The sequence below is a fragment of the Pseudomonas sp. LBUM1651 genome, assembly GCF_059716135.1.
Window position 1 is genome coordinate 400,906 of sequence record NZ_CP166805.1, and the last position, 26,215, is coordinate 427,120.

Genomic DNA, 26,215 nt, shown 5'->3' on the forward strand with positions numbered 1-26,215 from the left:
AAGCAGCGCCCATGAAAAACCCAGCCTGGTGCTGGGTTTTTTTATGGCTGTAGGAGCGAGCTTGCTCGCGAAGGTCGTGAACGATAACGCGTAAAACCAGATGCCAAGAGGCGCCCTCGGGTTTTTCGCGAGCAAGCTCGCTCCTACAGCTAGAACAAATCGATCGGCGCCGCTTCATCCGCTGGCAGCGGGCTTCCCGGCGCGTTGCCGTTACCCAGCTCATTCACCGACGGCGGCGTGTCTTCGGCCTTGAACAGCTCGAAGTACGCGCCTGGCGTGCCAGGGGTGGCAGCGCGACCACTGACCGGGTCAACCCGCAGGCTCAGAATGCCTTCCGGCTCTGGCTGCGTATGCGGCGGCTTGTCCTTGAGCGCGGCTGCCATGTAATTCATCCAGATCGGCAACGCCACAGTGCCGCCGAACTCACGTTTGCCCAGGCTTTCCGGCTGGTCGAAACCGGTCCAGACGGTGGTCACATAATCGGCGTTGTAGCCCGAGAACCACGCATCCTTGGATTCGTTGGTGGTGCCGGTCTTGCCCGCGATGTCGGGGCGGCCCATGGCCAGTGCGCGGCGGCCCGTGCCGAGTTTGATCACGTCCTCGAGCATGCTGTTGAGGATGTAAGTGGTGCGGCCATCGACAATGCGTTCTGCGACGGCCGGTGCCTGAGGCGCTGGCTGACCCGGAGCCTCGCCCGGCGTCGCGTTGACCGTGAAGGCCTCGGCGACTGGGGCGGCAATCCCGTCCGGGGCGACATCGCCTTTCGGCACACTCGGCGGGTTGGCGACGAACAGCGTGTCGCCATTACGGCTTTCGATCTTGTCGATGATGTACGGGCTGACCTTGTAGCCGCCGTTGGCAAACGTGCTCCAGCCGGTGGCGATTTCCATAGGCGTCAGGGTCGCGGTGCCCAGGGCCAGCGACAGGTTGCGCGGCAGGTCCTGCTTGTTGAAGCCGAACTTGCTGATGTAGTCGATGGTGCGATCAACGCCCAGCGCCTGCACCAGACGGATCGACACCAGGTTGCGCGACTTGTACAGCCCTTCGCGCAGACGGATCGGGCCGAGGAAAGTGTTGGTGTCGTTCTTCGGTCGCCAGACCTTGTCCAGGTATTCGTCGACGAACACGATCGGTGCGTCGTTTACCAGGCTGGCGGCGGTGTAGCCGTTATCCAGTGCGGCGCTGTAGACGAACGGTTTGAAGCTCGAGCCTGGCTGGCGCTTGGCCTGCAGGGCGCGGTTGTAATTGCTCTGCTCGAAGGCGAAGCCGCCGACCAGCGAACGAATGGCGCCGTTCTGCGGGTCAAGGGAAACCAGCGCGCCTTGTGCTTGCGGGATCTGGCTGAACTTCAGCGAATTGTCCGGTTGGCGCTGCACGCGAATCAAGTCGCCGACCTGGGCAACATCCGACGGCTGCTTGGGGTTGGCGCCCATGCTGTTGGTGTTCAGGAATGGCCGTGCCCATTTCATGCTGTCCCAGCCAATGTGCTCGTCGCCGGTACGGGTCATCACTTGCAGGCCGGTCTTGTCGACCTGGGTGACGATGGCCGGTTCAAGGCCGCTGATGGTGCGCTGTTTGGTCAGTTCGGTGGCCCAGGCTTCACGCGTCTTGCCCGGCAGGCGCGACTCGGGGCCGCGATAACCATGACGCTGATCGTAAGTCATCAAGCCTTCGTGAAGCGCGGTGTTGGCCATTTCCTGCAGGTTGCTCGGCACGGTGGTCGTGACGCGGAAACCTTCGGTGTAGGCATCGCTGCCATAGCGGCCGACCATTTCGGCGCGAGCCATTTCGGCGATGTAGGGTGCGTTCACTTCCGGGGTCGGCACGTGATAGCTGGCGTTCAGCGGCTCGTTGATCGCAGCGGTGTAGTCGGCTTCGGTGATTTTCCCGAGCTTGTACATGCGCCCCAGGATCCAGTCGCGACGCTCCTTGCTGCGCGCCGGGTTGGCCAGCGGGTTGAAGCGCGACGGGGCTTTTGGCAGACCGGCGATCATCGCCATCTGCGCCAGGCTGACGTCACGAATCGACTTGCCGTAATACACCTGCGCCGCCGCCTCGATGCCGTAGGCGCGGTTACCCAGGTAGATCTTGTTGACGTACAGCTCAAGGATCTCGTCTTTGGTCAGCTGTCGTTCGATCTGCAGCGCCAGGAGGATTTCAGTGGTCTTGCGCGAGAAGCTGCGTTCGCTGGTCAGGAAGAAGTTCTTCGCCACCTGCATGGTGATGGTGCTGCCGCCGGACTGAATGTGGCCGCTTTTGACCAATTGGGTGGCGGCGCGCATCAGGCTGCCGGGATCGACGCCGTAATGGTTGGCGAAATTGTCGTCTTCAGCACTTAGTAACGCATTTATGAAATTGGGGGGAATGTCGGCGAAACGGATCGGAGTGCGGCGCATTTCGCCAAATTCTGCGATCAACTTGTTATCGCTGCTGTATACCCGTAGAGGAATCTGCAACTGAATGCTTCTCAGCGCCTCCACAGACGGCAATCCGGGGCTAAGGTAAAGAAACGCACCGCTCAGACCAAGAAGCAGTCCGCAGAAAACGGCGACGATGGACCAACCGAAAAATTTCAGCAGACGAATCAAGGCTTTGGGATATCCAGGGCAAAGAATGAATGAGGCATCAGGGTTCAGGTTAAAAGGAGAACGACCCGCGCTTGACGTAAAAAGCGGAAAAAAACGCTGGGCATTATAAGCATTTTTCCGTCGAGAGCGTCATTTGCGCTGCTGTCAAGACGGGTGGATGGAACGCAATGGACATTACAGAGTCCGTAACTCACGGATAGTCATAGGGAATTGGTAGTGCTAGGACTCTTCAATAAAAAGGCCAATACGCTTCTGGGGATCGACATCAGCTCCACGTCGGTGAAGCTTCTGGAGCTAAGCCGCCAGGGCGACCGCTACCGGGTCGAGGCCTATGCGGTAGAGCCGCTGCCCGCCAGCGCGGTGGTCGAGAAAAATATCGCCGAGCTCGAAGGCGTGGGTCAGGCACTCACGCGCGTGCTGCTCAAGGCCAGAACCAGTCTCAGGAACGTCGCGGTGGCCGTTGCCGGCTCGGCGGTGATCACCAAGACCATCGAAATGGATGCCGGTCTTTCCGACGACGAGATGGAAAACCAGCTGAAAATCGAGGCTGATCAATACATCCCTTATCCGCTGGACGAAGTCGCCATCGACTTCGAAGTCCAGGGGCCATCGGCGCGCAACCCCGAGCGGGTCAATGTGTTGCTGGCAGCCTGTCGCAAGGAAAACGTCGAAGTCCGTGAGGCGGCGCTCGCACTGGCCGGTCTGACCGCTCGTGTGGTCGATGTCGAGGCCTACGCGCTGGAGCGATCCTTCGGTTTGCTGACAGGGCAACTGGCGGTCGCTCAGGAGCGCCTGACGGTTGCCGTGGTCGACATCGGTGCGACCATGACGACGCTCAGCGTCCTGTACAACGGACGCATCATCTACACCCGCGAACAATTGTTCGGCGGTCGTCAACTGACGGAAGAAATCCAGCGACGTTATGGCCTGACCCTCGAACAGGCAGGGTTGGCAAAGAAGCAGGGCGGTTTGCCGGACGACTACGTCAGCGAGGTGCTGCAGCCGTTTCGTGATGCGCTGGTGCAGCAGGTGTCGCGGTCATTGCAGTTTTTCTTCGCCTCCGGGCAGTACAACGCGGTCGATCACATCCTGCTGGCCGGCGGCACCGCTTCGGTCCCGGGGCTGGACCGGTTGATCGAGCAACGTTTGGGCACGCCGACGCAGGTGGCCAATCCCTTCTCGAACATGACCCTGAGCAGCAAGGTCAACGCCGGCGCCCTGGCCAGCGATGCACCGGCGCTGATGATCGCTTGCGGGCTGGCCCTCAGGAGTTTCGACTGATGGCGCGGATCAACCTTTTACCCTGGCGCGAAGAACTGCGGGAACAGCGCCGCAAACGCTTCTTGCTGGCGCTGGTCGGTGTGCTGGTGGGGTCAGTGGGAGCAGTGCTGATTGCGGATCAGGCCATCAGCGGCGCCATCGATCGACAAGTCGCCCGAAACGATTACATCGGTAAACAGATTACGGTGGTCGACGAGCGGATCAAGCAGATCAGTGACCTGAAAGCCCGTCGCCAGCAACTGGTCGAGCGCATGCGCATCATCCAGGACCTGCAAGGCAATCGTCCGATCAGCGGGCGGATCTTCGATCAGTTGGCGCGTACCTTGCCGGACGGGGTGTATTTCACCGAGGTGAAAATGGAAGGCAAGACCCTGTCCATTACCGGCGCGGCAGATTCCAATAACCGCGTGTCAGACCTTATGCGCAATCTGGATGCATCGGACTGGTTCGACGCGCCGAACCTGACGGAAGTCAAGGCGACCACCGCTGGCCAGCTGGATCAGGCCAACGTCTTCCAGTTGACCGTTCGTCAGACCCCGCCTGCCGCTACGGAGACTGTTCAATGAGGCCGGCCGAATGGATTGAAGGCTTGCGCAAGATCGACATCAACGACCTGGACACCAACAACATGGGGTCCTGGCCGCCCGCCATCAAGACGCTGGCGGGTGCGCTGTTGATGATTCTGGTGCTGGCGCTGGGCTACAGTTTTTCCATCAGCGACCTTGAGAGTCAGCTCGCACTCAAGCGTGAGGAAGAGTCGACGCTCAAAGAGCAATTCGCCTCCAAGGCGCACATGGCGGCGAATCTGGAGCTATACATCCAGCAGATGAAGGAAATGGAGAATTCCTTTGGCGTGCTCTTGCGGCAATTGCCCAGCGACACAGAAGTGCCCGGTCTGCTGGAGGACATCACCCGAACCGGCCTGGGCAGTGGCCTGGAGTTCGAAGAAATCAAACTGCTGCCGGAGGTCACCCAGCAGTTCTACATCGAGTTGCCGATCCAGATCACCGTCACCGGCGCGTATCACGACCTCGCCACGTTCGTCAGTGGCGTGGCCGGGCTGCCGCGAATCGTCACCCTGCATGACTTCGACCTCGCGCCGGCCAACCCCGAGGGCGGGACGAAATTGCGCATGAGCATCCTCGCCAAGACTTACCGCTATAACGACAAGGGGCTGCAGAAATGACCCCTATGCGTTTTATCCCGATGATCGGAATACTGGTCGTTCTGGCCGGTTGTGGCGGCGACACTGACTTCAGCGACCTGGATGCGTACATGAACGAAATGCGCCTGCGTGCGCCGGGCAAGATTGAACCAACACCGACATTCCGGTCTTACCCAACGTTCACCTACAACGCCGCTAACCTGCGAAGCCCCTTTTCCCGGCAGGTCAAAGTCGACCTGGCGGGCCAGAAACACGGCTCACGCAACGTCAAGCCTGATCCCAACCGGGTCAAGCAGTACCTCGAAGGTTTCAACATCGAGCAGTTTGAAATGGTCGGCACGATCTCCAATGCGACTGGCTCCTTTGCGCTGTTGCGCGGGGCGGGCGGTGTGCATCGGTTGAAGGTCGGCGATTACCTGGGACGTAACGATGGCCGGATCGTCGCCATCAGCGGCTCGCAAGTCGATGTGGTCGAAATCGTTCCCGACGGCGAAGGCGCCTGGCTGGAACGGCCGCGGACCATCCCTTTGAAAGAGCACTCATAGTGGAACTCGAATAATGAACAGGATTTTCGCAACCTTCGGAATATCGCTATGGATAGCGGTGCTGTCGCCGATGGTACAAGCGGTCAACCTCAAAGCGCTGGATGTCGCTGCGCTGCCAGGGGACCGCGTCGAGTTGAAGTTGTCTTTCGATGGCGCGCCACCGGCGCCCCACGGTTACACGACGGAGCAGCCTGCGCGGATTGCGCTGGACCTGCCCGGTGTGGTCAACCAGCTGGCGAGCAAAACCCGCGACCTCGGCGGCGGCAATGCCCGCAGCGCCACGGTGGTGGAAGCCAAGGACCGCACGCGGCTGATCATCAACCTGACTCAATTGGCCCCGTACACCGCTCGTGTCGAAGGCAATAATCTGTTTGTGGTGGTCGGGCGCGGAGCCAGTAACCCAGCCTCCGCACCCGCAGCCAAACCGCCACGTGTCGCCACGGCAACTCCGGCGCCGGTCAAGGCCTATACGCCAGTGAGCAAAGCGATCCGCGGCGTGGATTTCCAGCGCGGCACCCAGGGTGAAGGCAATGTGGTCATCGACCTGTCGGATCCATCCATTGCCCCAGACATTCAGGAGCGCGATGGCAAGATTGTCGTTGGTTTCGCCAGGACCCAATTGCCGGAACCGTTGCGGGTCCGTCTGGACGTCAAGGATTTCGCCACGCCCGTGCAATTCGTCAACGCCAGCGCCACGGGAGACCGGGCGACCATCAGCATTGAGCCCAGTGGAGCGTTCGATTACTCGACCTATCAGACCGACAACAAGCTGACCGTCAGCGTCCGCCCGATGACCGTAGACGACTTGCAGAAGCGCAACGCGGAGCGTTTTGCCTACACCGGTGAAAAGCTCTCGCTGAACTTCCAGGACATTGACGTGCGTTCGGTGCTGCAACTGATCGCCGATTTCACCAACCTCAATCTGGTGGCCAGCGACACGGTGCAGGGCGGCATTACCTTGCGCTTGCAGAACGTGCCGTGGGATCAGGCGCTGGACCTGGTGCTGAAAACCAAGGGCCTGGACAAACGCAAGATCGGCAACGTGCTGCTGGTGGCACCGGCCGATGAGATTGCCGCCCGCGAGCGCCAGGAACTGGAGTCGCAGAAGCAGATCGCCGAACTGGCACCACTGCGACGCGAGCTGCTGCAAGTCAATTACGCCAAGGCGGCCGATATCGCCAAGCTGTTCCAGTCGGTGACCAGTGCCGAGGCGAAAGTCGACGAACGGGGTTCGATCACCGTGGACGAACGAACCAATAACATCATTGCCTATCAGACCCAGGACCGCCTCGACGAGCTGCGCCGTATCGTCGCGCAACTGGATATACCGGTGCGTCAGGTGATGATCGAGGCACGGATTGTCGAAGCCAACGTCGACTACGACAAAAGCCTCGGCGTGCGCTGGGGTGGTTCGTTGCAAAACAAGGGCAACTGGAACACGTCCGGGGTAAGCAACGGCGCCAACGCATCGTCGACCATCGGCACGCCCGGGAGCACCAGTACCAACTCACCGTTCGTCGACATGGGCACCGCCGCCAACACCTCGGGGCTCGGCATCGCCTTCATCACCGACAATGTGCTGCTGGATCTTGAGCTGACCGCGATGGAAAAAACCGGTAACGGCGAAATCGTCTCGCAACCCAAGGTGGTCACCTCCGACAAGGAAACCGCGAAAATCCTCAAGGGCACCGAGATTCCGTACCAGGAAGCCAGCTCCAGCGGCGCTACGTCGGTGTCGTTCAAGGAAGCCTCGCTGTCGCTGGAAGTGACGCCGCAGATCACCCCGGACAACCGGATCATCATGGAGGTCAAGGTCACCAAGGACGAACCGGACTACCTGAACAAGGTGCAGGATGTACCGCCCATCAAGAAAAACGAGGTCAACGCCAAGGTCCTCGTCAATGACGGCGAGACCATCGTGATCGGTGGGGTTTTCTCAAATACTCAGAGCAAGGTTGTAGATAAGGTGCCATTTCTCGGTGATGTGCCGTATCTTGGCCGCCTTTTCCGGCGTGACGTGGTTTCGGAGAAAAAATCCGAGCTGCTGGTATTTCTCACTCCGCGTATCATGAACAACCAGGCGATTGCTGTGAGTCATTGATTCTGTGCGAAATTTGATTCTTGTTGGACCGATGGGGGCTGGAAAAAGCACCATCGGCCGGTTGCTGGCCAAAGAGCTGCGCCTGCCATTCAAAGATTCCGATAAGGAAATTGAATTGCGCACGGGCGCCAATATCCCATGGATTTTCGATAAGGAAGGCGAACCGGGCTTCCGTGACCGCGAGCAGGCGATGATTGCCGAGCTGTGCGGCTGCGATGGCGTGGTACTGGCGACCGGCGGTGGAGCGGTCATGCGCGAAGCCAATCGTCGAGCGCTGCGTGCCGGTGGTCGGGTGGTTTATCTGCATGCTTCTGTCGAGCAGCAGGTTGGCCGTACCGCCCGTGACCGCAATCGACCCCTGTTGCGTACTGCCGATCCGGCCAAGACCCTTCGGGACCTGCTGGAGTTGCGTGATCCGCTGTATCGGGAAATCGCCGACCTGGTGGTGGAAACCGATGAACGACCGCCGCGAATGGTGGTGCTCGACATTCTTGACCGCCTGCAGCAGCTGCCTCCCCGTTAAAGCACAGCGCGAAATGCGCTATCCTCGGCGTCCTGCCGCGACCGCTCAAGGTTGTGGCGCAAGGCTGCCGAACGGCGTCACACCAACAGATGCCGTGGACATTCGATAACTCAAGGCAGGACGCCTGATTCCATCTTCACTGTGGGGACACATGCAGACACTCAAGGTCGATCTAGGCGAGCGCAGCTACCCGATTCATATTGGCGAAGGTTTGTTGGATCAGCCGGAGCTGCTGGCCCCGCATATTCGCGGACGACAGGTGGCGATCATCTCCAACGAAACCGTTGCGCCGCTCTATCTCGAACGTCTGACCCGCAGCCTTGCGCAGTTCTCGGTGATTTCCGTGGTGCTGCCTGACGGCGAAGCCTTCAAGACCTGGGAAACCCTGCAACTGATTTTCGACGGTCTACTGACCGCACGCCATGATCGCCGCACCACCGTGATCGCTCTCGGTGGCGGTGTGATTGGCGACATGGCCGGTTTTGCTGCTGCCTGCTACCAGCGCGGTGTCGATTTCATTCAGGTTCCGACCACGCTGCTGTCGCAAGTCGACTCCTCGGTGGGCGGCAAGACCGGGATCAATCATCCGCTGGGCAAAAACATGGTCGGCGCCTTCTATCAGCCGAACGTGGTGCTGATCGATACCGCCACACTCAACACTCTGCCGGCCCGCGAGTTGTCCGCCGGGTTGGCTGAAGTCATCAAGTACGGGCTGATTTGCGACGAGCCGTTCCTCACCTGGCTCGAAGAAAACGTCGATCGCCTGCGCGCCCTGGACCAGGTTGCCCTGACTTATGCGATCGAGCGTTCCTGCGCGGCCAAAGCGGCGGTGGTCGGTGCCGACGAGAAGGAAACCGGCGTTCGTGCCACCTTGAACCTTGGACACACCTTCGGCCATGCCATCGAGACCCACATGGGATATGGTGTGTGGCTACATGGTGAGGCGGTAGCTGCCGGCACCGTAATGGCCCTTGAGATGTCCACGCGCCTGGGCTGGATCAGCGAGCAGGAGCGTGATCGCGGCATTCGCCTGTTCCAGCGCGCCGGCCTGCCGGTCATTCCGCCGGAAGAGATGACTGAAGCCGATTTTCTCGAACACATGGCAATTGACAAGAAAGTGATCGACGGTCGCTTACGCCTGGTGCTGCTGCGCCACATGGGTGAAGCGGTGGTGACCGACGATTATCCGAAAGAGGTTCTACAGGCCACGCTGGGAGCGGACTACCGCGCCCTGGCTCAGCTTAAAGGTTAATAAGATCCCGATGACTAGTTTGCACGCCGACGAGGCTTTCCTCGGCCATTACCAGTTAAGCCATGACCCTTTTGCTCCACGGGTGCCGGGCTTCAAATTTTTCCCGGCCCAGCGCAAACCGGTGCTGGGGCAACTGCATCACCTGGCCCGCTACAGTCAGTTGCTGCTGGTGGTTACCGGTCCGCAAGGCAGTGGCAAGACCCTGTTGCGTCAGGCTCTGGTGGCCAGTACCAACAAACAATCCGTTCAGAGCGTGGTGGTTTCCGCTCGTGGCGCCGGCGATGCGGCTGGCGTGCTGCGTCAGGTGGCCCAGGCGTTGAACGTCGCCCAAGCAGAGATTGGCCCGATCCTGGCTCAGGTCGTGCAGCTCGCGCTGACGGGGCAGGAAGTCTATTTGCTGGTGGACGATGCCGAGCAACTCGACGAATCCGCGCTGGAAGCCTTGATGGAGTTGGCCGCTGGTGCTCCGGAAGGTCGCCCGCATGTGTTCCTGTTCGGCGAGTCCTCGCTGATCGCCCAGCTGGAAGCGTTGAATCTTGAAGAAGAGCGCTTCCACGTCATCGAGTTGCAGCCTTACACCGAAGAAGAAACCCGCGAATATCTGGACCAGCGGCTCGAAGGCGCCGGCCGGGGTATCGAACTTTTTACCGCAGATCAGATCTCTGATATTCACGAAAGCTCCGACGGCTGGCCTGGCAACATCAACCAGGTTGCCCGCGATGCAATGATCGAAGCCATGATAGCCAGCCGCTCAGCGGTCAAGCGTCCAAGTATGGGGTTCAACATGCCGAAGAAACACGTATTGGCGATTTCCGCCGTCGTCGTGGTCGCGGTAGCCGCCGCCTGGTTGATGCCGGGTCGCAGCAAAGCACCGACCACCGGCGCACCTGCCAACGAACAGGCGCAACTGCCGCTCGGCCAGGGCACGCCACAACCTAACAGCGGCGGCGCACCTGCCGTGGAATTCGCTGGCAACTCGCAACCGATGCCATTGCCGCTGGTCGGCAACTCGCAGCCGGTCATGCGTGGCCCGCTGGCCGAAGCGGCCGGTGGCATCACCGAAGGCGACGACGGTGTGCCGGTCGAAGGTTCCAGCGATACGCCGCCGACCGTGACCACCACCGCGCCTCCTGCGGGCGTTCCGGCCGGTCCGGCGCCAACACCTGCCGCCAAGCCGACGCCTGCGCCGACTCAGGTCGCGACAGCCAAGCCGGTCCCGACGGCGCCTGCAGTGAAGCCGGCTCCAGCGCCAGCCAAGCCAGCCGCGGTCGCTACCGCCAAGCCTGCCGAGAAACCAGCCGCCGCTGCTGCTAAAGGCGCTGGTGGCACCTGGTACGCCGGACAACCTACGAGCAATTACGTGGTGCAGATCCTCGGCACCAGCTCCGAGGCGGCTGCGCAGAACTTCGTCAAAGAGCAGGGCGGCGAGTACCGTTATTTCAAGAAAGTCCTCAACGGCAAGCCACTTTACGTCATCACCTACGGTAACTTCGCCAACCGCGATGCTGCCGTTACTGCCATCAAGGCCTTGCCAGCGAAGGTTCAGGCTGGTAAACCTTGGCCTCGCACAGTCGCCAGCGTCCAACAGGAACTGGCAACAACTCGCTGAAGATTCGGCGGCCTTACCCAGGCCGCCTCTCCAAGCACCTCAAAATTTCTACGAGTGCGCGCCGTCTCTACAGACCGCGTGCCTTGTGGTGTCTGCGTTACAGTAGTCTTTGAGTCGTTGCGGTCAGAATTAAAAAAGTTTTGACTAGCACAGCAGATCGCTTTAAACCTTTCACAAATGCGACATAGATTTGCGACAGTTCGTCGTCAAATTTGTGAGCGTCTGTGTCGCTGTGTACAATGACCACCCTTTTGCCCCCGCTAAGCCGGCGTACGTTCGGCGCGGAGTGTAAGTGGTTGAATTGAAAAGAAATTTGCCTCGTTAAGAGGCAGCCTGGTGAGAAAGTGTCTATGAAAGCAGGTCTGTACCAACCAGATGAATTCAAGGATAACTGCGGTTTCGGCCTGATAGCTCATATGCAGGGCGAGCCCAGTCATACCCTTTTGCAAACGGCCATCGAGGCCCTGACCTGCATGACCCACCGCGGTGGGATCAACGCCGACGGCAAGACCGGTGACGGTTGCGGTCTGCTGATTCAAAAGCCGGATGTGTTCCTGCGTGCGATCGCCCAGGAAACCTTCGGCGTCGAATTGCCCAAGCAATACGCAGTGGGCATGGTCTTCTTCAATCAGGATCCGGTCAAAGCCGAAGCCGCTCGCGAGAACATGAACCGCGAGATCCTGGCCGAAGGCCTGACCCTGGTCGGCTGGCGCAAAGTGCCGATCGACACCAGCGTCCTCGGCCGCCTGGCCCTCGAGCGCCTGCCGCAGATCGAGCAGGTCTACATCGGCGGTGAAGGCCTGAGCGATCAGGACATGGCGATCAAGCTGTTCAGCGCTCGTCGTCGCTCGTCCGTGGCCAACGCCGCCGACGTCGATCACTACATCTGCAGCTTTTCCCACAAGACCATCATTTATAAAGGCCTGATGATGCCGGCGGATTTGACCGCCTTCTATCCAGACCTCAGTGATCAGCGCCTGCAAACCTCGATTTGCGTGTTCCACCAGCGCTTCTCCACCAACACCTTGCCGAAATGGCCGCTGGCCCAGCCATTCCGCTTCCTCGCCCACAACGGCGAGATCAACACCATCACCGGCAACCGCAACTGGGCCCAGGCCCGTCGCACCAAGTTCACCAACGATCTGATGGATCTGGAAGAGCTCGGCCCGCTGGTGAACCGCGTCGGTTCCGACTCCTCCAGCATGGACAACATGCTCGAGCTGATGGTCACCGGTGGCATCGACCTGTTCCGTGGCGTGCGGATGATCATTCCGCCTGCGTGGCAGAACGTCGAAACCATGGACCCGGACCTGCGTGCGTTCTACGAATACAACTCGATGCACATGGAACCGTGGGACGGCCCGGCCGGCGTGGTCATGACCGACGGTCGCTACGCGGTGTGCCTGCTCGACCGTAACGGTCTGCGCCCGGCGCGTTGGGTCACCACCAAAAACGGTTTCATCACCCTGGCCTCCGAAATCGGTGTCTGGAACTACCAGCCTGAAGACGTTATCGCCAAGGGCCGCGTTGGCCCGGGTCAGATCTTCGCCGTGGACACCGAAACCGGTCAGATCCTCGACACCGACGCCATCGACAACCGCTTGAAGTCTCGTCATCCGTATAAGCAATGGCTGCGCAAGAATGCCCTGCGCATTCAGGCGACCATGGAAGACAACGACCACGGTTCGGCGTTCTACGATGTTGACCAGCTCAAGCAGTACATGAAGATGTACCAGGTCACTTTCGAAGAACGTGATCAGGTCCTGCGTCCGCTCGGCGAGCAAGGCTACGAGGCCGTTGGCTCGATGGGCGACGATACGCCGATGGCCGTGCTGTCCCAGCGCGTGCGCACGCCGTACGACTATTTCCGCCAGCAGTTCGCGCAGGTCACCAACCCGCCGATCGACCCGCTGCGTGAAGCCATCGTCATGTCGCTGGAGATCTGCCTCGGTGCCGAGCGCAACATCTTCCAGGAGTCGCCGGAACACGCCTCGCGCGTGATCCTCAGCTCGCCGGTCATTTCCCCGGCCAAGTGGCGCTCGCTGATGAACCTCGATCGTCCGGGCTTCGAACGCCAGATCATCGACCTCAACTACGACGAAAGCGTCGGCCTTGAAGCCGCCGTGCGTAACGTCGCCGATCAGGCTGAAGAAGCCGTTCGCGCCGGTCGCACCCAGATCGTCTTGAGTGACCGTCACATCGCGCCGGGCAAGTTGCCGATCCACGCTTCCCTTGCCACCGGTGCGGTACACCACCGCCTGACCGAAAAAGGCCTGCGTTGCGACTCCAACATCCTCGTGGAAACCGCCACCGCTCGCGATCCGCACCACTTTGCAGTACTGATCGGTTTCGGCGCCTCGGCGGTCTATCCGTTCCTGGCCTACGAAGTGCTGGGTGACCTGATCCGCACCGGTGAAGTGCTGGGCGACCTCTATGAGGTGTTCAAGAACTACCGCAAAGGCATCACCAAAGGCCTGCTGAAAATCCTGTCGAAGATGGGTATTTCGACCATCGCTTCGTACCGGGGTGCGCAGCTGTTCGAAGCCATCGGCCTGTCCGAAGAAGTCTGCGACCTGAGCTTCCGTGGCGTGCCAAGCCGCATCAAGGGCGCACGTTTCGTCGACATCGAAGCCGAGCAGAAAGCCCTGGCCGCTGAAGCCTGGAGCCCGCGCAAACCGATCCAGCAGGGCGGTCTGCTGAAGTTCGTCCACGGTGGCGAATATCACGCGTACAACCCGGACGTGGTCAACACCCTGCAAGCCGCTGTGCAGCAGGGCGACTACAGCAAGTTCAAGGAATACACGGCGCTGGTGGACAACCGTCCGGTGTCGATGATCCGCGACCTGTTCAAGGTCAAGACCCTGGACACGCCGCTGGACATCAGCGAGATCGAACCGCTGGAATCGGTGCTCAAGCGCTTCGACTCCGCCGGCATCTCCCTCGGCGCGCTGTCGCCGGAAGCTCACGAAGCCCTGGCCGAAGCCATGAACCGCCTCGGTGCGCGTTCCAACTCCGGCGAAGGCGGCGAAGACCCGGCGCGTTACGGCACCATCAAGAGCTCGAAAATCAAGCAAGTCGCGACCGGCCGTTTCGGTGTCACTCCGGAATACCTGGTCAACGCTGAAGTGCTGCAGATCAAGGTCGCTCAGGGCGCCAAGCCCGGCGAAGGCGGTCAGCTGCCAGGCGGCAAGGTCAACGGTCTGATCGCCAAGCTGCGTTACGCAGTGCCGGGCGTGACTTTGATTTCGCCTCCGCCGCACCACGACATCTATTCGATCGAAGACTTGTCGCAGCTGATTTTCGACCTGAAACAAGTCAACCCGAAGGCCCTGGTCTCGGTGAAGCTGGTGGCAGAAGCCGGCGTCGGCACCATCGCCGCCGGTGTGGCCAAGGCCTACGCGGACTTGATCACCATCTCCGGCTACGACGGCGGCACCGGCGCATCGCCGCTGACCTCGATCAAATACGCGGGCGCGCCGTGGGAACTCGGCCTGGCCGAAACCCACCAGACCCTGCGTGGCAATGACCTGCGCGGCAAAGTCCGGGTGCAGACCGACGGCGGCCTGAAAACCGGTCTCGACGTGATCAAGGCCGCGATCCTCGGTGCTGAAAGCTTCGGCTTCGGCACCGCGCCAATGATTGCGCTGGGCTGCAAATACCTGCGTATCTGCCACCTGAACAACTGCGCCACCGGCGTCGCGACTCAGAACGAAAAATTGCGCAAGGATCACTACATCGGCACCGTCGACATGGTGGTGAACTTCTTCACCTACGTCGCCGAAGAAACCCGTGAGTGGCTGGCCAAGCTGGGCGTGCGCTCCCTCGAAGAGCTGATCGGCCGTACCGATCTGCTGGAAATCCTCGAAGGCCAGACCGCCAAGCAGCAACACCTCGATCTGACGCCGTTGCTCGGCAGCGATCACATCCCGGCAGACAAACCACAGTTCTGCCAGGTCGACCGCAACCCGCCGTTCGACAAAGGCTTGCTGGCCGAGAAAATGATCGTCATGGCCACTTCGGCCATCAACGACATGAGCGGCGCCGATTTCGCCCTGGATATCTGCAACTGCGACCGTTCGATCGGTGCGCGGATCTCCGGTGAAATTGCGCGCAAGCATGGCAACCAGGGCATGGCGAACGCGCCAATCACCTTCCGCTTCAAAGGGACGGCCGGTCAGAGCTTCGGTGTGTGGAACGCCGGCGGCTTGAACATGTACCTGGAAGGCGACGCCAACGACTACGTCGGCAAAGGCATGACCGGCGGCAAGCTGGTTATCGTTCCGCCGAAGGGCAGCGTCTACAAGACTCAGGACAGTGCGATCATCGGCAACACCTGCCTGTACGGCGCCACCGGCGGCAAATTGTTCGCCGCCGGCACCGCAGGCGAGCGTTTCGCGGTGCGTAACTCCGGTGCCCACACCGTGGTTGAAGGCACGGGCGATCACTGCTGCGAGTACATGACCGGTGGTTTCGTCTGCGTGCTGGGCAAGACCGGTTACAACTTCGGCTCAGGCATGACCGGCGGTTTCGCCTACGTGCTCGACCAGGACAACACCTTCGTTGACCGGGTCAACCACGAACTGGTGGAAATCCAGCGGATCAGCGGCGAAGCGATGGAAGCCTACCGTAGCCACCTGCAACGCGTGCTGGACGAATACGTCGCGGAAACCGACAGCGAATGGGGTCGTAACCTCGCTGAAAACCTCGATGACTATTTGCGTCGTTTCTGGCTCGTCAAACCGAAAGCGGCGAGCTTGAAATCTTTGCTCTCCAGTACTCGTGCGAGTCCGCAATAAACGACGCAGCTACAAGCGGCAAGCTTCAAGCCGCAAGCTTGAGGCAGTGCGCGGTGTGGCGGATTAATTTGATTTTCTTGCAGCTTGAAGCTTGTAGCTTGGAGCTGTCGTGTACGAGGTTTTGAAGATGGCCGAACGTCTAAACAACGACTTCCAATTCATCGATGTCGGGCGCAAAGATCCGAAGAAGAAACTGTTGCGTCAACGCAAGAAAGAGTTCGTGGAGATCTACGAACCCTTCAAACCCCAGCATTCGGCCGATCAGGCCCACCGCTGCCTGGGTTGCGGTAACCCGTATTGTGAATGGAAGTGCCCGGTGCACAACTTCATTCCGAACTGGCTGAAACTGGTGGCTGAGGGCAACATCCTCCAGGCCGCCGAACTGTCGCACCAGACCAACACCCTGCCGGAAGTGTGCGGCCGGGTGTGCCCGCAGGATCGTCTGTGCGAGGGTGCCTGCACCCTCAACGACGGTTTCGGCGCGGTGACCATCGGTTCGGTCGAGAAGTACATCACCGACACCGCGTTCGCCATGGGCTGGCGCCCGGACATGTCCAAGGTCAAGCCGACTGGCAAGCGTGTTGCGATCATCGGCGCAGGCCCGGCCGGTCTCGGCTGTGCCGACGTGCTGGTACGCGGCGGCGTGACCCCGGTGGTGTTCGACAAGAACCCGGAAATCGGCGGTCTGCTGACCTTCGGCATCCCCGAGTTCAAGCTGGAAAAGACCGTGCTGAGCAATCGTCGCGAAGTCTTCACCGGCATGGGTATCGAGTTCCGCCTGAACACCGAAGTTGGCAAGGACGTGTCCGTCGAGCAACTGCTCGAAGAATACGATGCCGTGTTCATGGGCATGGGCACCTACACCTACATGAAGGGCGGCTTTGCCGGTGAGGATTTGCCGGGCGTGCATGACGCGCTCGACTTTCTGGTCGCCAACGTCAACCGCAACCTGGGCTTTGAAAAGTCGCCGGAAGATTTCGTCGACATGAAAGGCAAGAAGGTTGTGGTGCTGGGCGGCGGCGACACGGCGATGGACTGCAACCGTACCTCGATTCGCCAGGGCGCCAAGTCGGTGACCTGCGCCTATCGTCGTGACGAAGCGAACATGCCGGGCTCGCGCAAAGAGGTGAAGAACGCCAAGGAAGAAGGCGTGAAATTCCTCTACAACCGCCAGCCGATCGCCATCGTCGGTGAAGACAAGGTCGAAGGCGTGAAGGTGGTCGAGACCCGTCTCGGCGAACCGGACGCCCGTGGCCGTCGCAGTCCCGAGCCGATCCCGGGTTCCGAAGAGATCATCCCGGCCGACGCCGTGGTCATCGCTTTCGGTTTCCGTCCAAGCCCGGCGCCGTGGTTCGAGCAGTTCAGCATCCAGACTGACAGCCAGGGCCGCGTTGTGGCGCCGGAACAAGGTCAGTACAAGCATCAGACCAGCAACCCGAAAATCTTCGCCGGTGGCGACATGGTTCGCGGCTCTGACCTGGTGGTGACGGCGATCTTCGAAGGCCGCAATGCCGCCGAAGGGATTCTGGATTACCTGGGCGTCTAACCCCCGTTCGAAACTGCACTGCAATTCCTGTGGGAGCTGGCCTGCCAGCGATAGCATCACCTCGGTCTACCTGACCAACCGAGGTGCCTGCATCGCCGGCAGGCCAGCTCCCACAGTGTTTTTTGGTGCTGCAAAAATGCGACAAATTGACCCGATAGACAAAAGGCTGACCTGCAACCGTGCCTTTTGCCTCGCGCTCTGAGAAAATGCCCGCACTTTTTTTCCGGATGCCGACATGACTGCCCTGAAGAACGACCGTTTCCTTCGCGCCCTGCTCAAGCAACCCGTAGACGTCACGCCTGTCTGGATGATGCGTCAGGCCGGTCGCTACCTGCCGGAATACCGCGCCAGCCGTGCCAAGGCCGGCGACTTCATGAGCCTGTGCATGAACCCGGCGTTCGCTTGCGAAGTCACGATGCAACCGCTCGACCGCTACCCACAACTGGACGCGGCGATCCTCTTCTCGGACATCCTGACCATCCCCGATGCCATGGGCCAGGGCCTGTACTTCGAAACCGGTGAAGGTCCACGCTTCAAGAAAGTCGTCAGTACGATGGCCGACATCGAAGCCCTGCCGATTCCTGATCCGCACAAAGACCTCGGCTACGTGATGGACGCGGTCAGCACCATCCGCCGCGAACTGAACGGCCGCGTGCCGCTGATCGGCTTTTCCGGCAGCCCTTGGACGTTGGCCACCTACATGGTCGAAGGCGGTTCGTCGAAAGACTTCCGCAAGACCAAAGCCATGCTCTACGACAACCCGCAAGCCATGCACCTGCTGCTGGACAAACTGGCCCAGTCGGTCACGTCCTACCTCAACGGCCAGATCATGGCCGGCGCGCAAGCGGTACAGATTTTCGACACTTGGGGCGGCAACCTTTCGGCAGCGGCGTATCAGGAATTCTCCCTAGCCTACATGCGCAAAATCGTCAGCGGCCTGATCCGCGAACACGAAGGCCGTAAGGTTCCGGTCATCCTGTTCACCAAGAACGGCGGCCTGTGGCTGGAAAGCATCGCCGACGCGGGTGCTGATGCGCTGGGCCTGGACTGGACCTGCGACATCGGCAACGCCCGCGATCGCGTCGGCAGCAAAGTCGCCTTGCAAGGCAATATGGATCCGACCGTGCTCTACGCCAAACCGGAAGCCATTCGCACCGAAGTCGGCCGGATCCTCGCCAGTTATGGCAAGGGCAGCGGTCACGTGTTCAACCTCGGACATGGCATCACCCCGGAGGTCGATCCGGAGCATGCGGGTGCGTTCCTGCGCGCGGTGCATGAGTTGTCGGCGCAGTATCACGAGTAGTCATTCCCAGGTTCCATCCAGCCTGTCCGGCCAACGCCGGGCAGGCTTTTTTTTGCCTGAAAAACGTATGCCAGCTTAATGGGTTTTCACTTGTAAGAATGTTTTCTCTCTTTGTCAGATAAGTGAAGAGAGAGATCAATCCTCATGCAAGCGAAGACTTGTCCTACATAGAAAACGGGTTCATCCCGGTAAGGTTCCAGACCTTCGTTCGGTGCCGCACACCGAGCGGAATTACGAACAGCGGCGCCCGAAAAGGCGCCTTAATTTTCGATAAGTAGTCTGGAACACAATCATGAAAAAAACTCTCTACAAGGGAGGTGTGTTAACTGCATGCGCCTCTCCAATGATCCTGTTATCGGCAATGTTGGCGTCTCAAACTGTTTCGGCCCATGGTTATCTTGAAGTGCCACCTTCGCGGGCATTGCTTTGCCAGAAAGGCTTGAACACCAACTGTGGTGGCGCGCAATACGAGCCTCAAAGCGTTGGCGAGACGTTCAAAGGCTTTCCGGCCGGTGCAGGTGGTGCTCCTCTGCAAGGGCCGATCGATGGCAAAATTCCGAGTGGCGGTCATCCATCGTTCTCCGCTATGGATGCCCAGTCCGCCACCCGTTGGCATCTGACGGAAATCAAGGACCGCAATATCGATTTCCAATGGCGCTACACCGCGGTTCACCCGGCCACCAAACATGAGTACTTCATCACTCGCAACGGCTGGAACCCGAACGAGTCGCTGAAACGTGCCACCTTCGAAAGCACGCCTTTCTGCACCATCGATGGCGCAAATCAGAAGCCTGAGTCTGGTGACAAGCACAACTGCACCATCCCGACAGACAAATCCGGCCAGCATGTGATTCTGGCGATCTGGACCGTCGGCGATACCGACGCGGCGTTTTACAACGCGGCGGATGTGAACATTATTGCGGAAGCAGAGTTGCCGGGTGGCTGGTCTTCCGTTGGCGGTATCGCACCGTCAACCCAGTTGTTGATCGGCGACAAGGTCAAGGCCCGTGCATTCTCTGCCAACGGTGTCAGCTCTGATTACGACGTTGAAATCACCATCGCCACTGCCGAAGAAGGCTTGCCAAATAACTGGGCGTTCAAACTGGCAGAAAAGATCAACGCCACTCACAAACTCATCCGCGCCGGTATTCGTGATGAGAGCGGCAACATCGAACCGGTCCGGGGTAACAACACCCTCTACGCCCAAAAAGAAAGCGGCGTAACCCGTTACGAAGTTCAGCTGGACATGAAGGAAGACGCCGCAGCACGCATGTCGGTAGCTTCTCAGCAAGCGGAATACGTACTGGAAAAAGGCCTGGCCAAGGTCGGTTTCAGCATGATCTCCAATCGCAAAATGAACGTCGAAGCGACCTTGTTCGATGAGAACAACAAGCCGGTCGGCACCACCTCCGCACAGGTGGACAGCGGTTCGACGACGTTGACCCTGGATGTGCGCAGCAACCCGGGCAAACACACGCTGACACTGGTCGGTACCACCCTGGATGGCCGTACCACTCGTCAGGACACCCAGCCGACCAACATGACCGGTGAAGGCGCTGGCGTCGAGCATGACTTCGTGTTCCCCGAAGGCATCAGCGAGTACACCGCCGGCACCAAAGTGCTGCAACCGAAGACCAACGAAGTCTTCGAATGCAAGCCATTCCCCGAGTCCGGCTACTGCAAGCAGTACAACCCGAATGCCAACGGTTTTGAACCGGGTGTCGGTGAGCACTGGCACATGGCGTGGAACAAGCTTTAAGCCCGCCGTAACACTTCAGGCGATCCGCGAATGGATCGCCTGAAGGTTCATCCTCTTGTAGAAAATCGAGTTGAAAAATGACGGTTTTGGGTTATTCCACCCAACGCGTATGGCTGCACTGGTTATCGGCGGCAGTCATCGTCTGGACCCTGATTTCCGGTTTTTATGTGGCCAGCGTCAACGCGTCCCCACGGCTCGCTCAATGGGTCGCTTTTTTCAATGTGTCGCTGACCACGGTGTTCATACCGTTTTTTGTCTGGCGCCTATTTATCTTTACCTCTCATGCCCGACATACCAGCGTGAGGGCCTTTGACTTCATGGAAAAACTCGCACTGTTCGCGCACACGCTGATCTATCTCGTCATCAGTATCGTGCTGGTCACCGGCGTGTTGATGATGGATCGCCCGATCGACGTGTTCGGCTTGGTCCAAATAGCTCAGCCACTGAGCGATCCCGAGCTGATCTCCCGCTTCCTCATCATTCACGTTTGGGCCTGTGTGGTCCTTTCGGTGCTCATCGTGCTGCATGTCGGCGCGGTCGTTGTCCATGAGCTGTGCGGCCACCGCGTGCTGCGACGAATGTCCCTGTGCAGCATTGTTCGAAGTGAGCGACTCGAGTGAGCAGGCGCCTGAGCACACTCTGCCTGCTGGTTATATCCGTAGGTTACGCCGCGTTTTTGGCGTGGCAGGAATGGGGCTTTCGCAAAAGTCTTGCCTCGCCGTTGTCGTTCGCTGTGACCGTGCCGACGCCACCGTCCCGTGCGCCCCTGGACACCACCGCGGTCGCAACGGTAATCGGTCTTGCGACTGAAACCATGTTGCTGCCCAGTGCCGAGCCGTTGACCTTGCAGGCCAGTTTTGTCCTCGATACGGGGTTGTCCAGAGCGTTGCTGGCGGACGCTCAAGGCTCACGGGTTTACCAGGTGGGGGATCAGTTGCCGGGGGGCAGCGTCCTGCGTCGCGTCGAGGTGAATCAAGCGGTGTTGTGGAACAAGGGTCGAGAAGAGGTGCTGACGTTGCAGACCTCTTCCGCGAGTTTCCTGCGTCAACTCGACTCACCATCCCCCCCACAGACACCCGTCAGTTCTACGCGTTTTCTACGCCCTCTTTCCGGGCAGTCAGAGTGATCACACCCATGAACAGCTTCATCGGCGCGCATCCCTTGCGCACCCTTCTTTTTCTGGCCGCTTTGGCGACGACGTTCTTTCATGACACGTTGCAAGCCGAGGAAGAAAAATGGCAACTGGCGATGAACAATGCCGAGTTGCGCGACATCGTCGAAGAAATTTCGACCATTCTCGGGACCACGGTGGTGCTCGACCCCAGAGTCTCCGGGCGCATCACCGTCATGTCCCGCCAGGCCCTCGACCGCGAGGGCGTTCGCCGGTTGTTTTATTCGGTGCTCGATGCCCATAACTTTACGGTAATCGACGAAGGTGACCGCATTCTGATCACGCCGGTCACCGAGGCGAAAACCCGGGCAGGCCAGGGCACCGTAAAAACCGCCACGGCGTCGCAGTTCGTCACGCAGGTCATCGAGTTGAACACCAGCAGCGCCTCCGATATTGCCGGACTGGTCCGGCCATTGGTGTCGGTCAATGGTTACGTCGGCCCGTCGGTGTCGGCCAATGCGCTGGTCGTCACCGATACGGCTGCCAATGTGGGGCGCATTGCCAAGGTCGTGGGTCAGTTGGATTCGGGGCAGAACAACCTGCATGCCGTGGTGCAGATGCATCACGCCCAGGCCGCCGACGTGATGACGATCATTGAGTCTTCACTGGGCAAGCGCACCGCCGATACGCCGATCCAGGTGCTTGCCGACACCAGAACCAATCGACTGATCCTCATTGGTCCACCGTCGGTGCGCCAGCGCCTGATCGACCTCGCACGCAGTCTCGATACGCCCGCCACCGCGTCCCTCGACAATGCCCGGGTCATTCGTTTGCGCCACAGCGATGCCAAGCAATTGGCCGACGTTCTGGAAATGATGGGTCAGACCCGAAAGCAGGCATCGACCCTTGGCGGCGTGAAGGATAGCTCGTCCGGCGCGACGTTCATGATCAAGGCCGACGAGAGCCAGAATGCGCTGGTGCTGATCGCCGAGCCCGCACAAATCCGCACCATCGAAAACATCGTGCGCCAGTTGGACCAGCCCCGGGCCCAAGTGCTGATCCATGCCGCCATCGTCGAAATCTCCGGAGACATCGCCGAAGCCGTAGGCGTCCAGTGGGGCATCAGCAGCGGCGACGCGAAGGGCTTTATCAACTTCCCCGGCACCGACATTCCGATCATTGGCGGGCTGACCTTCGACGAGAAAAAATCGGCCCCGGAAGGCGCGCTCCTGCAACTGGGCAATGACCGTTTTGGCGCGTTGATTTCGGCATTGGCCAGCAACACCCATAGCAATCTGCTTTCCACACCGAGCCTGCTGACTCTGGACAACCAGGAAGCGGAAATCATCGTCGGTCAAAACGTGCCGTTCAAGACGGGCTCCTACGCCACCAACAGCAACGGTGCGGACAATCCGTTTACCACCGTCGAGCGCAAGGATGTCGGCATCAGCCTGAAGATCAAGCCGTACATCAACGAAGGTTCGACGTTGCGCCTGGAGGTGGAACAGGAGGTGTCGGACATTGCGCCGTCGGTGTCCGGTATCGATTCCTCCGATCTGATCACCAACAAGCGTGCACTCAAGAGCACCATTCTCGCCGACGATGGCGAGATCATCGTGATCGGCGGGTTGATCCGCGACAGCGTTCGTACCCAGCAAAGCGGCGTGCCGCTGCTGCGCAATATTCCTTACCTGGGCGCGCTGTTTCGCTGGACCCGGGACACACAAACCAAAAGCAACCTGATGGTCTTTTTGCGGCCCACCATCGTGCGCAGCAAGGAAGATCTGGCGGATGTGAGCCAACAGCGCTACGACGCGCTGCGTAAGCTGAGCCAGCCGGGCGCACACGGGAACAACTCGTTGTTGCTGCCGGCAGAATCGCGTCAGTTGTTCGACCCGGCCACCGATGCACCTGTGTTCGATTTGCGCAAGCAGACTCCGGTTACGCCATGAACGCAAAAATCGACCAGCTGCCTTTCGGTTTCGCTCGGCGTTTCGGCATTCTGCTGGAGTGCGAGGGGCCCGACTTGAGCCTTGTGCTGCGAGCCGATACGCCGCTGACGGCCCTGTCGGAAGCGCGCCGGGTGTGCGGGCGGAATCTGCCGATCCGGGTGCTGGATGCCGATGCCTTTGCCGCGCGTCTGGCCGCCGCTTACCGTGACGGTCAGAGCGCGGCGGAGCAAGTTGCACAAGGGCTGGACGACGAACTGGATCTGCTCAGCCTGGTCGATCAAGTGCCGCAGACCGCCGACTTGCTGGAGCAGCAGGGCGACGCGCCGATCATCCGGCTGATCAACGCCCTGCTCAGCGAAGCCGTGCGCGAGCATGCCTCGGACGTGCACCTTGAGACCTTCGAGCACTCTCTGTCGGTGCGCATGCGGGTCGACGGGCAGTTGCGCGAAATGCTCAGGCCCCGGCGTGAATTGGCGACGTTGCTGGTGTCGCGGATCAAGGTCATGGCGCGTCTGGACATCGCTGAAAAACGTATCCCGCAGGACGGTCGAATGGCTCTGCGACTGGCCGGGCACGAAGTCGATGTGCGGGTCTCGACATTGCCGTCGGCGCACGGTGAACGGGTGGTGCTGCGGTTGCTCGACAAACAGGCCGGGCGCCTGGAGTTGCAGCGACTCGGTATGCCTGCCGACACCCTCGCGGCGCTGCGGCAGTTGCTCGCAAAACCCCACGGCATTCTGCTGGTAACCGGGCCCACCGGCTCCGGCAAGACCACCAGTCTGTACGCCGCGTTGAGCAGCCTGAACGATCAGACACGCAACATTCTCACGGTCGAAGACCCCATCGAATATCACCTGCCGGGTGTGGGGCAGATGCCGGTCAACCCGAAAGTGGACATGACCTTTGCCCGAGGCTTGCGGGCGATTCTGCGTCAGGACCCGGACGTGGTGATGGTAGGCGAAATCCGCGATCGCGAAACGGCGGAAATCGCCGTTCAGGCCTCGCTGACCGGGCACCTGGTGCTCTCGACGTTGCACACCAACAGCGCGGTGGGCGCGGTAACGCGACTGGTGGACATGGGGGTTGATGCCTACCTGCTGGCGTCGTCGCTGGTGGGCATTCTGGCTCAACGGTTGCTGCGCACGCTGTGCCCGCACTGCAAGGTGCCGTACCGCGCCGATGCGGCTCTGTGTCAGCGGCTCGGGCTCGATGCGGCGGAGCCACCGCAACTGTTCAGCGCCGTGGGGTGTGAGCAGTGCCAGCACGGTTATCGCGGGCGTATCGGGATCTACGAACTGATCAGCGTCACGCCGGCCGTGTCGACGCTGATTCATCAGGGTGCCAGTGAGCAGGCGTTGATCGATGAGACGCGCAAGGTCTCCCGCAGCCTGTTTCAGGACGGTCGGCAACGGGTGCTCGACGGCGTCACCAGCCTTGAGGAGTTACTGCGCGTAACCCAGGAGGACTAGCGAGTGCCGACGTTCGATTACCGCGCTGACGACGCCCAGGGCCGACGCTGCAAGGGCCGACTGGAAGCCGACAGCCCGCGTCATGCCCGACAACTGATGCGCGAGCGCGGTTTGTGGCCGCGTGAATTGAATGAGGTCAGCACGGGGGGCGCCGCCGGTGCGCAACCGCGCAGTGGGCGGCTGGGGGCGGCTGAACTGGCGCTGTTGACGCTGCAGTTATCCACGCTCGTTCAGGCCGGTTTGCCCCTGGAAGAAGCGCTGGAAGCGGTGACCAAACAGAGTACCAGGCGCAAGGTCGCCGGCCTGTTGTCGGCGGTCCGCAGCCGGGTGATGGAAGGGCATGCCCTTTCAACCGCGTTGGGCCTGTTTCCCAAGGCGTTCCCCGAGTTGTTTCGCGCCACCGTCGCGGCCGGTGAACGTTCCGGGCACTTGGGTCATGTGTTGGAGCAACTGGCGGCTTACACCCAGGCGCGTCAGGCATCGCGGCAGAAAATCCAGATGGCCTTGGTCTACCCGTTGATCCTGATGCTGGCCAGCGTGGCGATCGTTGGTTTCCTGCTCGGTTACGTGGTGCCGGACGTGGTGAAAATCTTCGTCGACAGCGGCCAGCCGTTGCCTTGGCTGACGCAGGCGCTGATCGGTTTGAGCGACGGTCTGCGCAACCATTTCCTGACATTGATGGGCGTGCTGGCGACGTTGATCGGTCTCTGGCGCTGGAGTTTGCGTCAGCCGCTCTGGCGCCTGCGCTGGCATCGTCTGGCATTGAAACTGCCGGTCGCAGGCGAGGTGTTGCGGGCGATGGAAGCCGCACGGTTTGCCAGCACCCTGGCAATTCTCGGCAAAAGTGCCGTGCCGCTGGTGGACGCGCTGGAAATCGCTGCCGCTGTCATCGGCAATCTGACCATTCGTGCGCGCATGGTCGATGTCGCCCGCTCCGTACGCGAAGGCGGAACCCTGACCCGGGGCCTGGAGCTCAGCGGCGACATCCCGCCGATGATGCTGCACATGATCGCCAGCGGCGAACGCGCGGGCGAACTCGATCACATGCTGGTACGGGCCGCCGAGCAACAGGAAAACAGCCTGGCGGCGCGCATCGCGCTGGTCGTGAGCCTCTTTGAACCGGCCATGCTGGTGCTGATGGGCGGCGTCGTGCTGCTGATCGTCATGGCCATTCTTCTACCGATTCTCAGCCTCAACCAATTGGTGAATTGACCC

At 60.4% G+C, this 26,215-nt stretch carries 18 protein-coding genes; 17 read left to right on the plus strand and 1 reads right to left on the minus strand.

Annotated features, from left to right (window positions below; translation table 11 throughout):
- Positions 1-149: 149 nt before the first annotated feature.
- On the minus strand, positions 150-2,588 hold the full coding sequence (locus ACA066_RS01940; protein ID WP_497697903.1) for a penicillin-binding protein 1A: 2,439 nt from the start codon (positions 2,586-2,588) through the stop codon (positions 150-152).
- 216 nt (positions 2,589-2,804) lie between these two features.
- Here ACA066_RS01940 and ACA066_RS01945 point away from each other — a divergent pair, with 216 nt between their 5' ends.
- The 17 genes from ACA066_RS01945 (at position 2,805) to gspF (ending at position 26,212) form a co-directional block, all read left to right on the plus strand.
- A complete protein-coding gene (locus ACA066_RS01945) occupies positions 2,805-3,869 on the plus strand; it encodes a pilus assembly protein PilM (RefSeq protein WP_497697904.1) in 1,065 nt (354 codons plus the stop codon).
- Entirely contained in the window at positions 3,869-4,435 is a 567-nt protein-coding gene (locus ACA066_RS01950) for a PilN domain-containing protein (protein WP_497697905.1), read from the plus strand. Before ACA066_RS01945 ends, ACA066_RS01950 begins: the two co-directional genes overlap by 1 nt.
- Entirely contained in the window at positions 4,432-5,055 is a 624-nt protein-coding gene (gene pilO / locus ACA066_RS01955) for a type 4a pilus biogenesis protein PilO (RefSeq protein WP_497697906.1), read from the plus strand. The genes ACA066_RS01950 and pilO overlap by 4 nt, the downstream gene beginning before the upstream one ends.
- Positions 5,052-5,579, plus strand: a complete 528-nt coding sequence (locus ACA066_RS01960; RefSeq protein ID WP_497697907.1) for a pilus assembly protein PilP — start codon at positions 5,052-5,054, stop codon at positions 5,577-5,579. The genes pilO and ACA066_RS01960 overlap by 4 nt, the downstream gene beginning before the upstream one ends.
- A 13-nt stretch (positions 5,580-5,592) precedes the next feature.
- Positions 5,593-7,680 (plus strand): type IV pilus secretin PilQ, encoded by a 2,088-nt coding sequence (locus ACA066_RS01965; protein WP_497697908.1) that lies wholly within the window; start codon positions 5,593-5,595, stop codon positions 7,678-7,680.
- A 4-nt stretch (positions 7,681-7,684) separates the two neighbouring features.
- On the plus strand, positions 7,685-8,203 hold the full coding sequence (gene aroK, locus ACA066_RS01970) for a shikimate kinase AroK (RefSeq protein ID WP_017336125.1): 519 nt from the start codon (positions 7,685-7,687) through the stop codon (positions 8,201-8,203).
- 151 nt (positions 8,204-8,354) lie between these two features.
- Positions 8,355-9,455: a 3-dehydroquinate synthase gene (gene aroB, locus ACA066_RS01975; RefSeq protein ID WP_497697909.1), complete on the plus strand. Its 1,101-nt coding sequence runs from the start codon at positions 8,355-8,357 to the stop codon at positions 9,453-9,455.
- 10 nt (positions 9,456-9,465) lie between these two features.
- Positions 9,466-11,064 (plus strand): AAA family ATPase, encoded by a 1,599-nt coding sequence (locus ACA066_RS01980; protein WP_497697910.1) that lies wholly within the window; start codon positions 9,466-9,468, stop codon positions 11,062-11,064.
- 350 nt (positions 11,065-11,414) lie between these two features.
- The gene (gene gltB, locus ACA066_RS01985) at positions 11,415-15,860 is read left to right on the plus strand and encodes a glutamate synthase large subunit (protein ID WP_497697911.1); all 4,446 of its coding nucleotides are present in this window, start codon (positions 11,415-11,417) and stop codon (positions 15,858-15,860) included.
- A gap of 127 nt (positions 15,861-15,987) precedes the next feature.
- Complete coding sequence (locus tag ACA066_RS01990; RefSeq protein WP_497697912.1) at positions 15,988-17,406, plus strand: FAD-dependent oxidoreductase; 1,419 nt, start codon at positions 15,988-15,990, stop codon at positions 17,404-17,406.
- Between the two features lie 235 nt (positions 17,407-17,641).
- Positions 17,642-18,709 carry a uroporphyrinogen decarboxylase gene (gene hemE / locus ACA066_RS01995; protein WP_497697913.1) on the plus strand — a complete coding sequence of 356 codons (1,068 nt, stop codon included), beginning with the start codon at positions 17,642-17,644 and terminating at the stop codon, positions 18,707-18,709.
- Between the two features lie 292 nt (positions 18,710-19,001).
- Positions 19,002-20,468, plus strand: coding sequence for an N-acetylglucosamine-binding protein GbpA (gene gbpA, locus ACA066_RS02000; protein WP_497697914.1), 1,467 nt, complete (start codon positions 19,002-19,004; stop codon positions 20,466-20,468).
- A 77-nt stretch (positions 20,469-20,545) separates the two neighbouring features.
- Positions 20,546-21,088 carry a cytochrome b gene (locus ACA066_RS02005; RefSeq protein ID WP_497697915.1) on the plus strand — a complete coding sequence of 181 codons (543 nt, stop codon included), beginning with the start codon at positions 20,546-20,548 and terminating at the stop codon, positions 21,086-21,088.
- The gene (locus tag ACA066_RS02010) at positions 21,085-21,594 is read left to right on the plus strand and encodes a type II secretion system protein N (RefSeq protein ID WP_497697916.1); all 510 of its coding nucleotides are present in this window, start codon (positions 21,085-21,087) and stop codon (positions 21,592-21,594) included. Before ACA066_RS02005 ends, ACA066_RS02010 begins: the two co-directional genes overlap by 4 nt.
- An 8-nt stretch (positions 21,595-21,602) precedes the next feature.
- Positions 21,603-23,531: a type II secretion system secretin GspD gene (gspD, locus tag ACA066_RS02015; RefSeq protein WP_497697917.1), complete on the plus strand. Its 1,929-nt coding sequence runs from the start codon at positions 21,603-21,605 to the stop codon at positions 23,529-23,531.
- Entirely contained in the window at positions 23,528-25,000 is a 1,473-nt protein-coding gene (gene gspE, locus ACA066_RS02020; protein WP_497697918.1) for a type II secretion system ATPase GspE, read from the plus strand. The genes gspD and gspE overlap by 4 nt, the downstream gene beginning before the upstream one ends.
- Before the next feature lie 3 nt (positions 25,001-25,003).
- Complete coding sequence (gspF, locus tag ACA066_RS02025) at positions 25,004-26,212, plus strand: type II secretion system inner membrane protein GspF (RefSeq protein ID WP_497697919.1); 1,209 nt, start codon at positions 25,004-25,006, stop codon at positions 26,210-26,212.
- Positions 26,213-26,215: the final 3 nt, after the last annotated feature.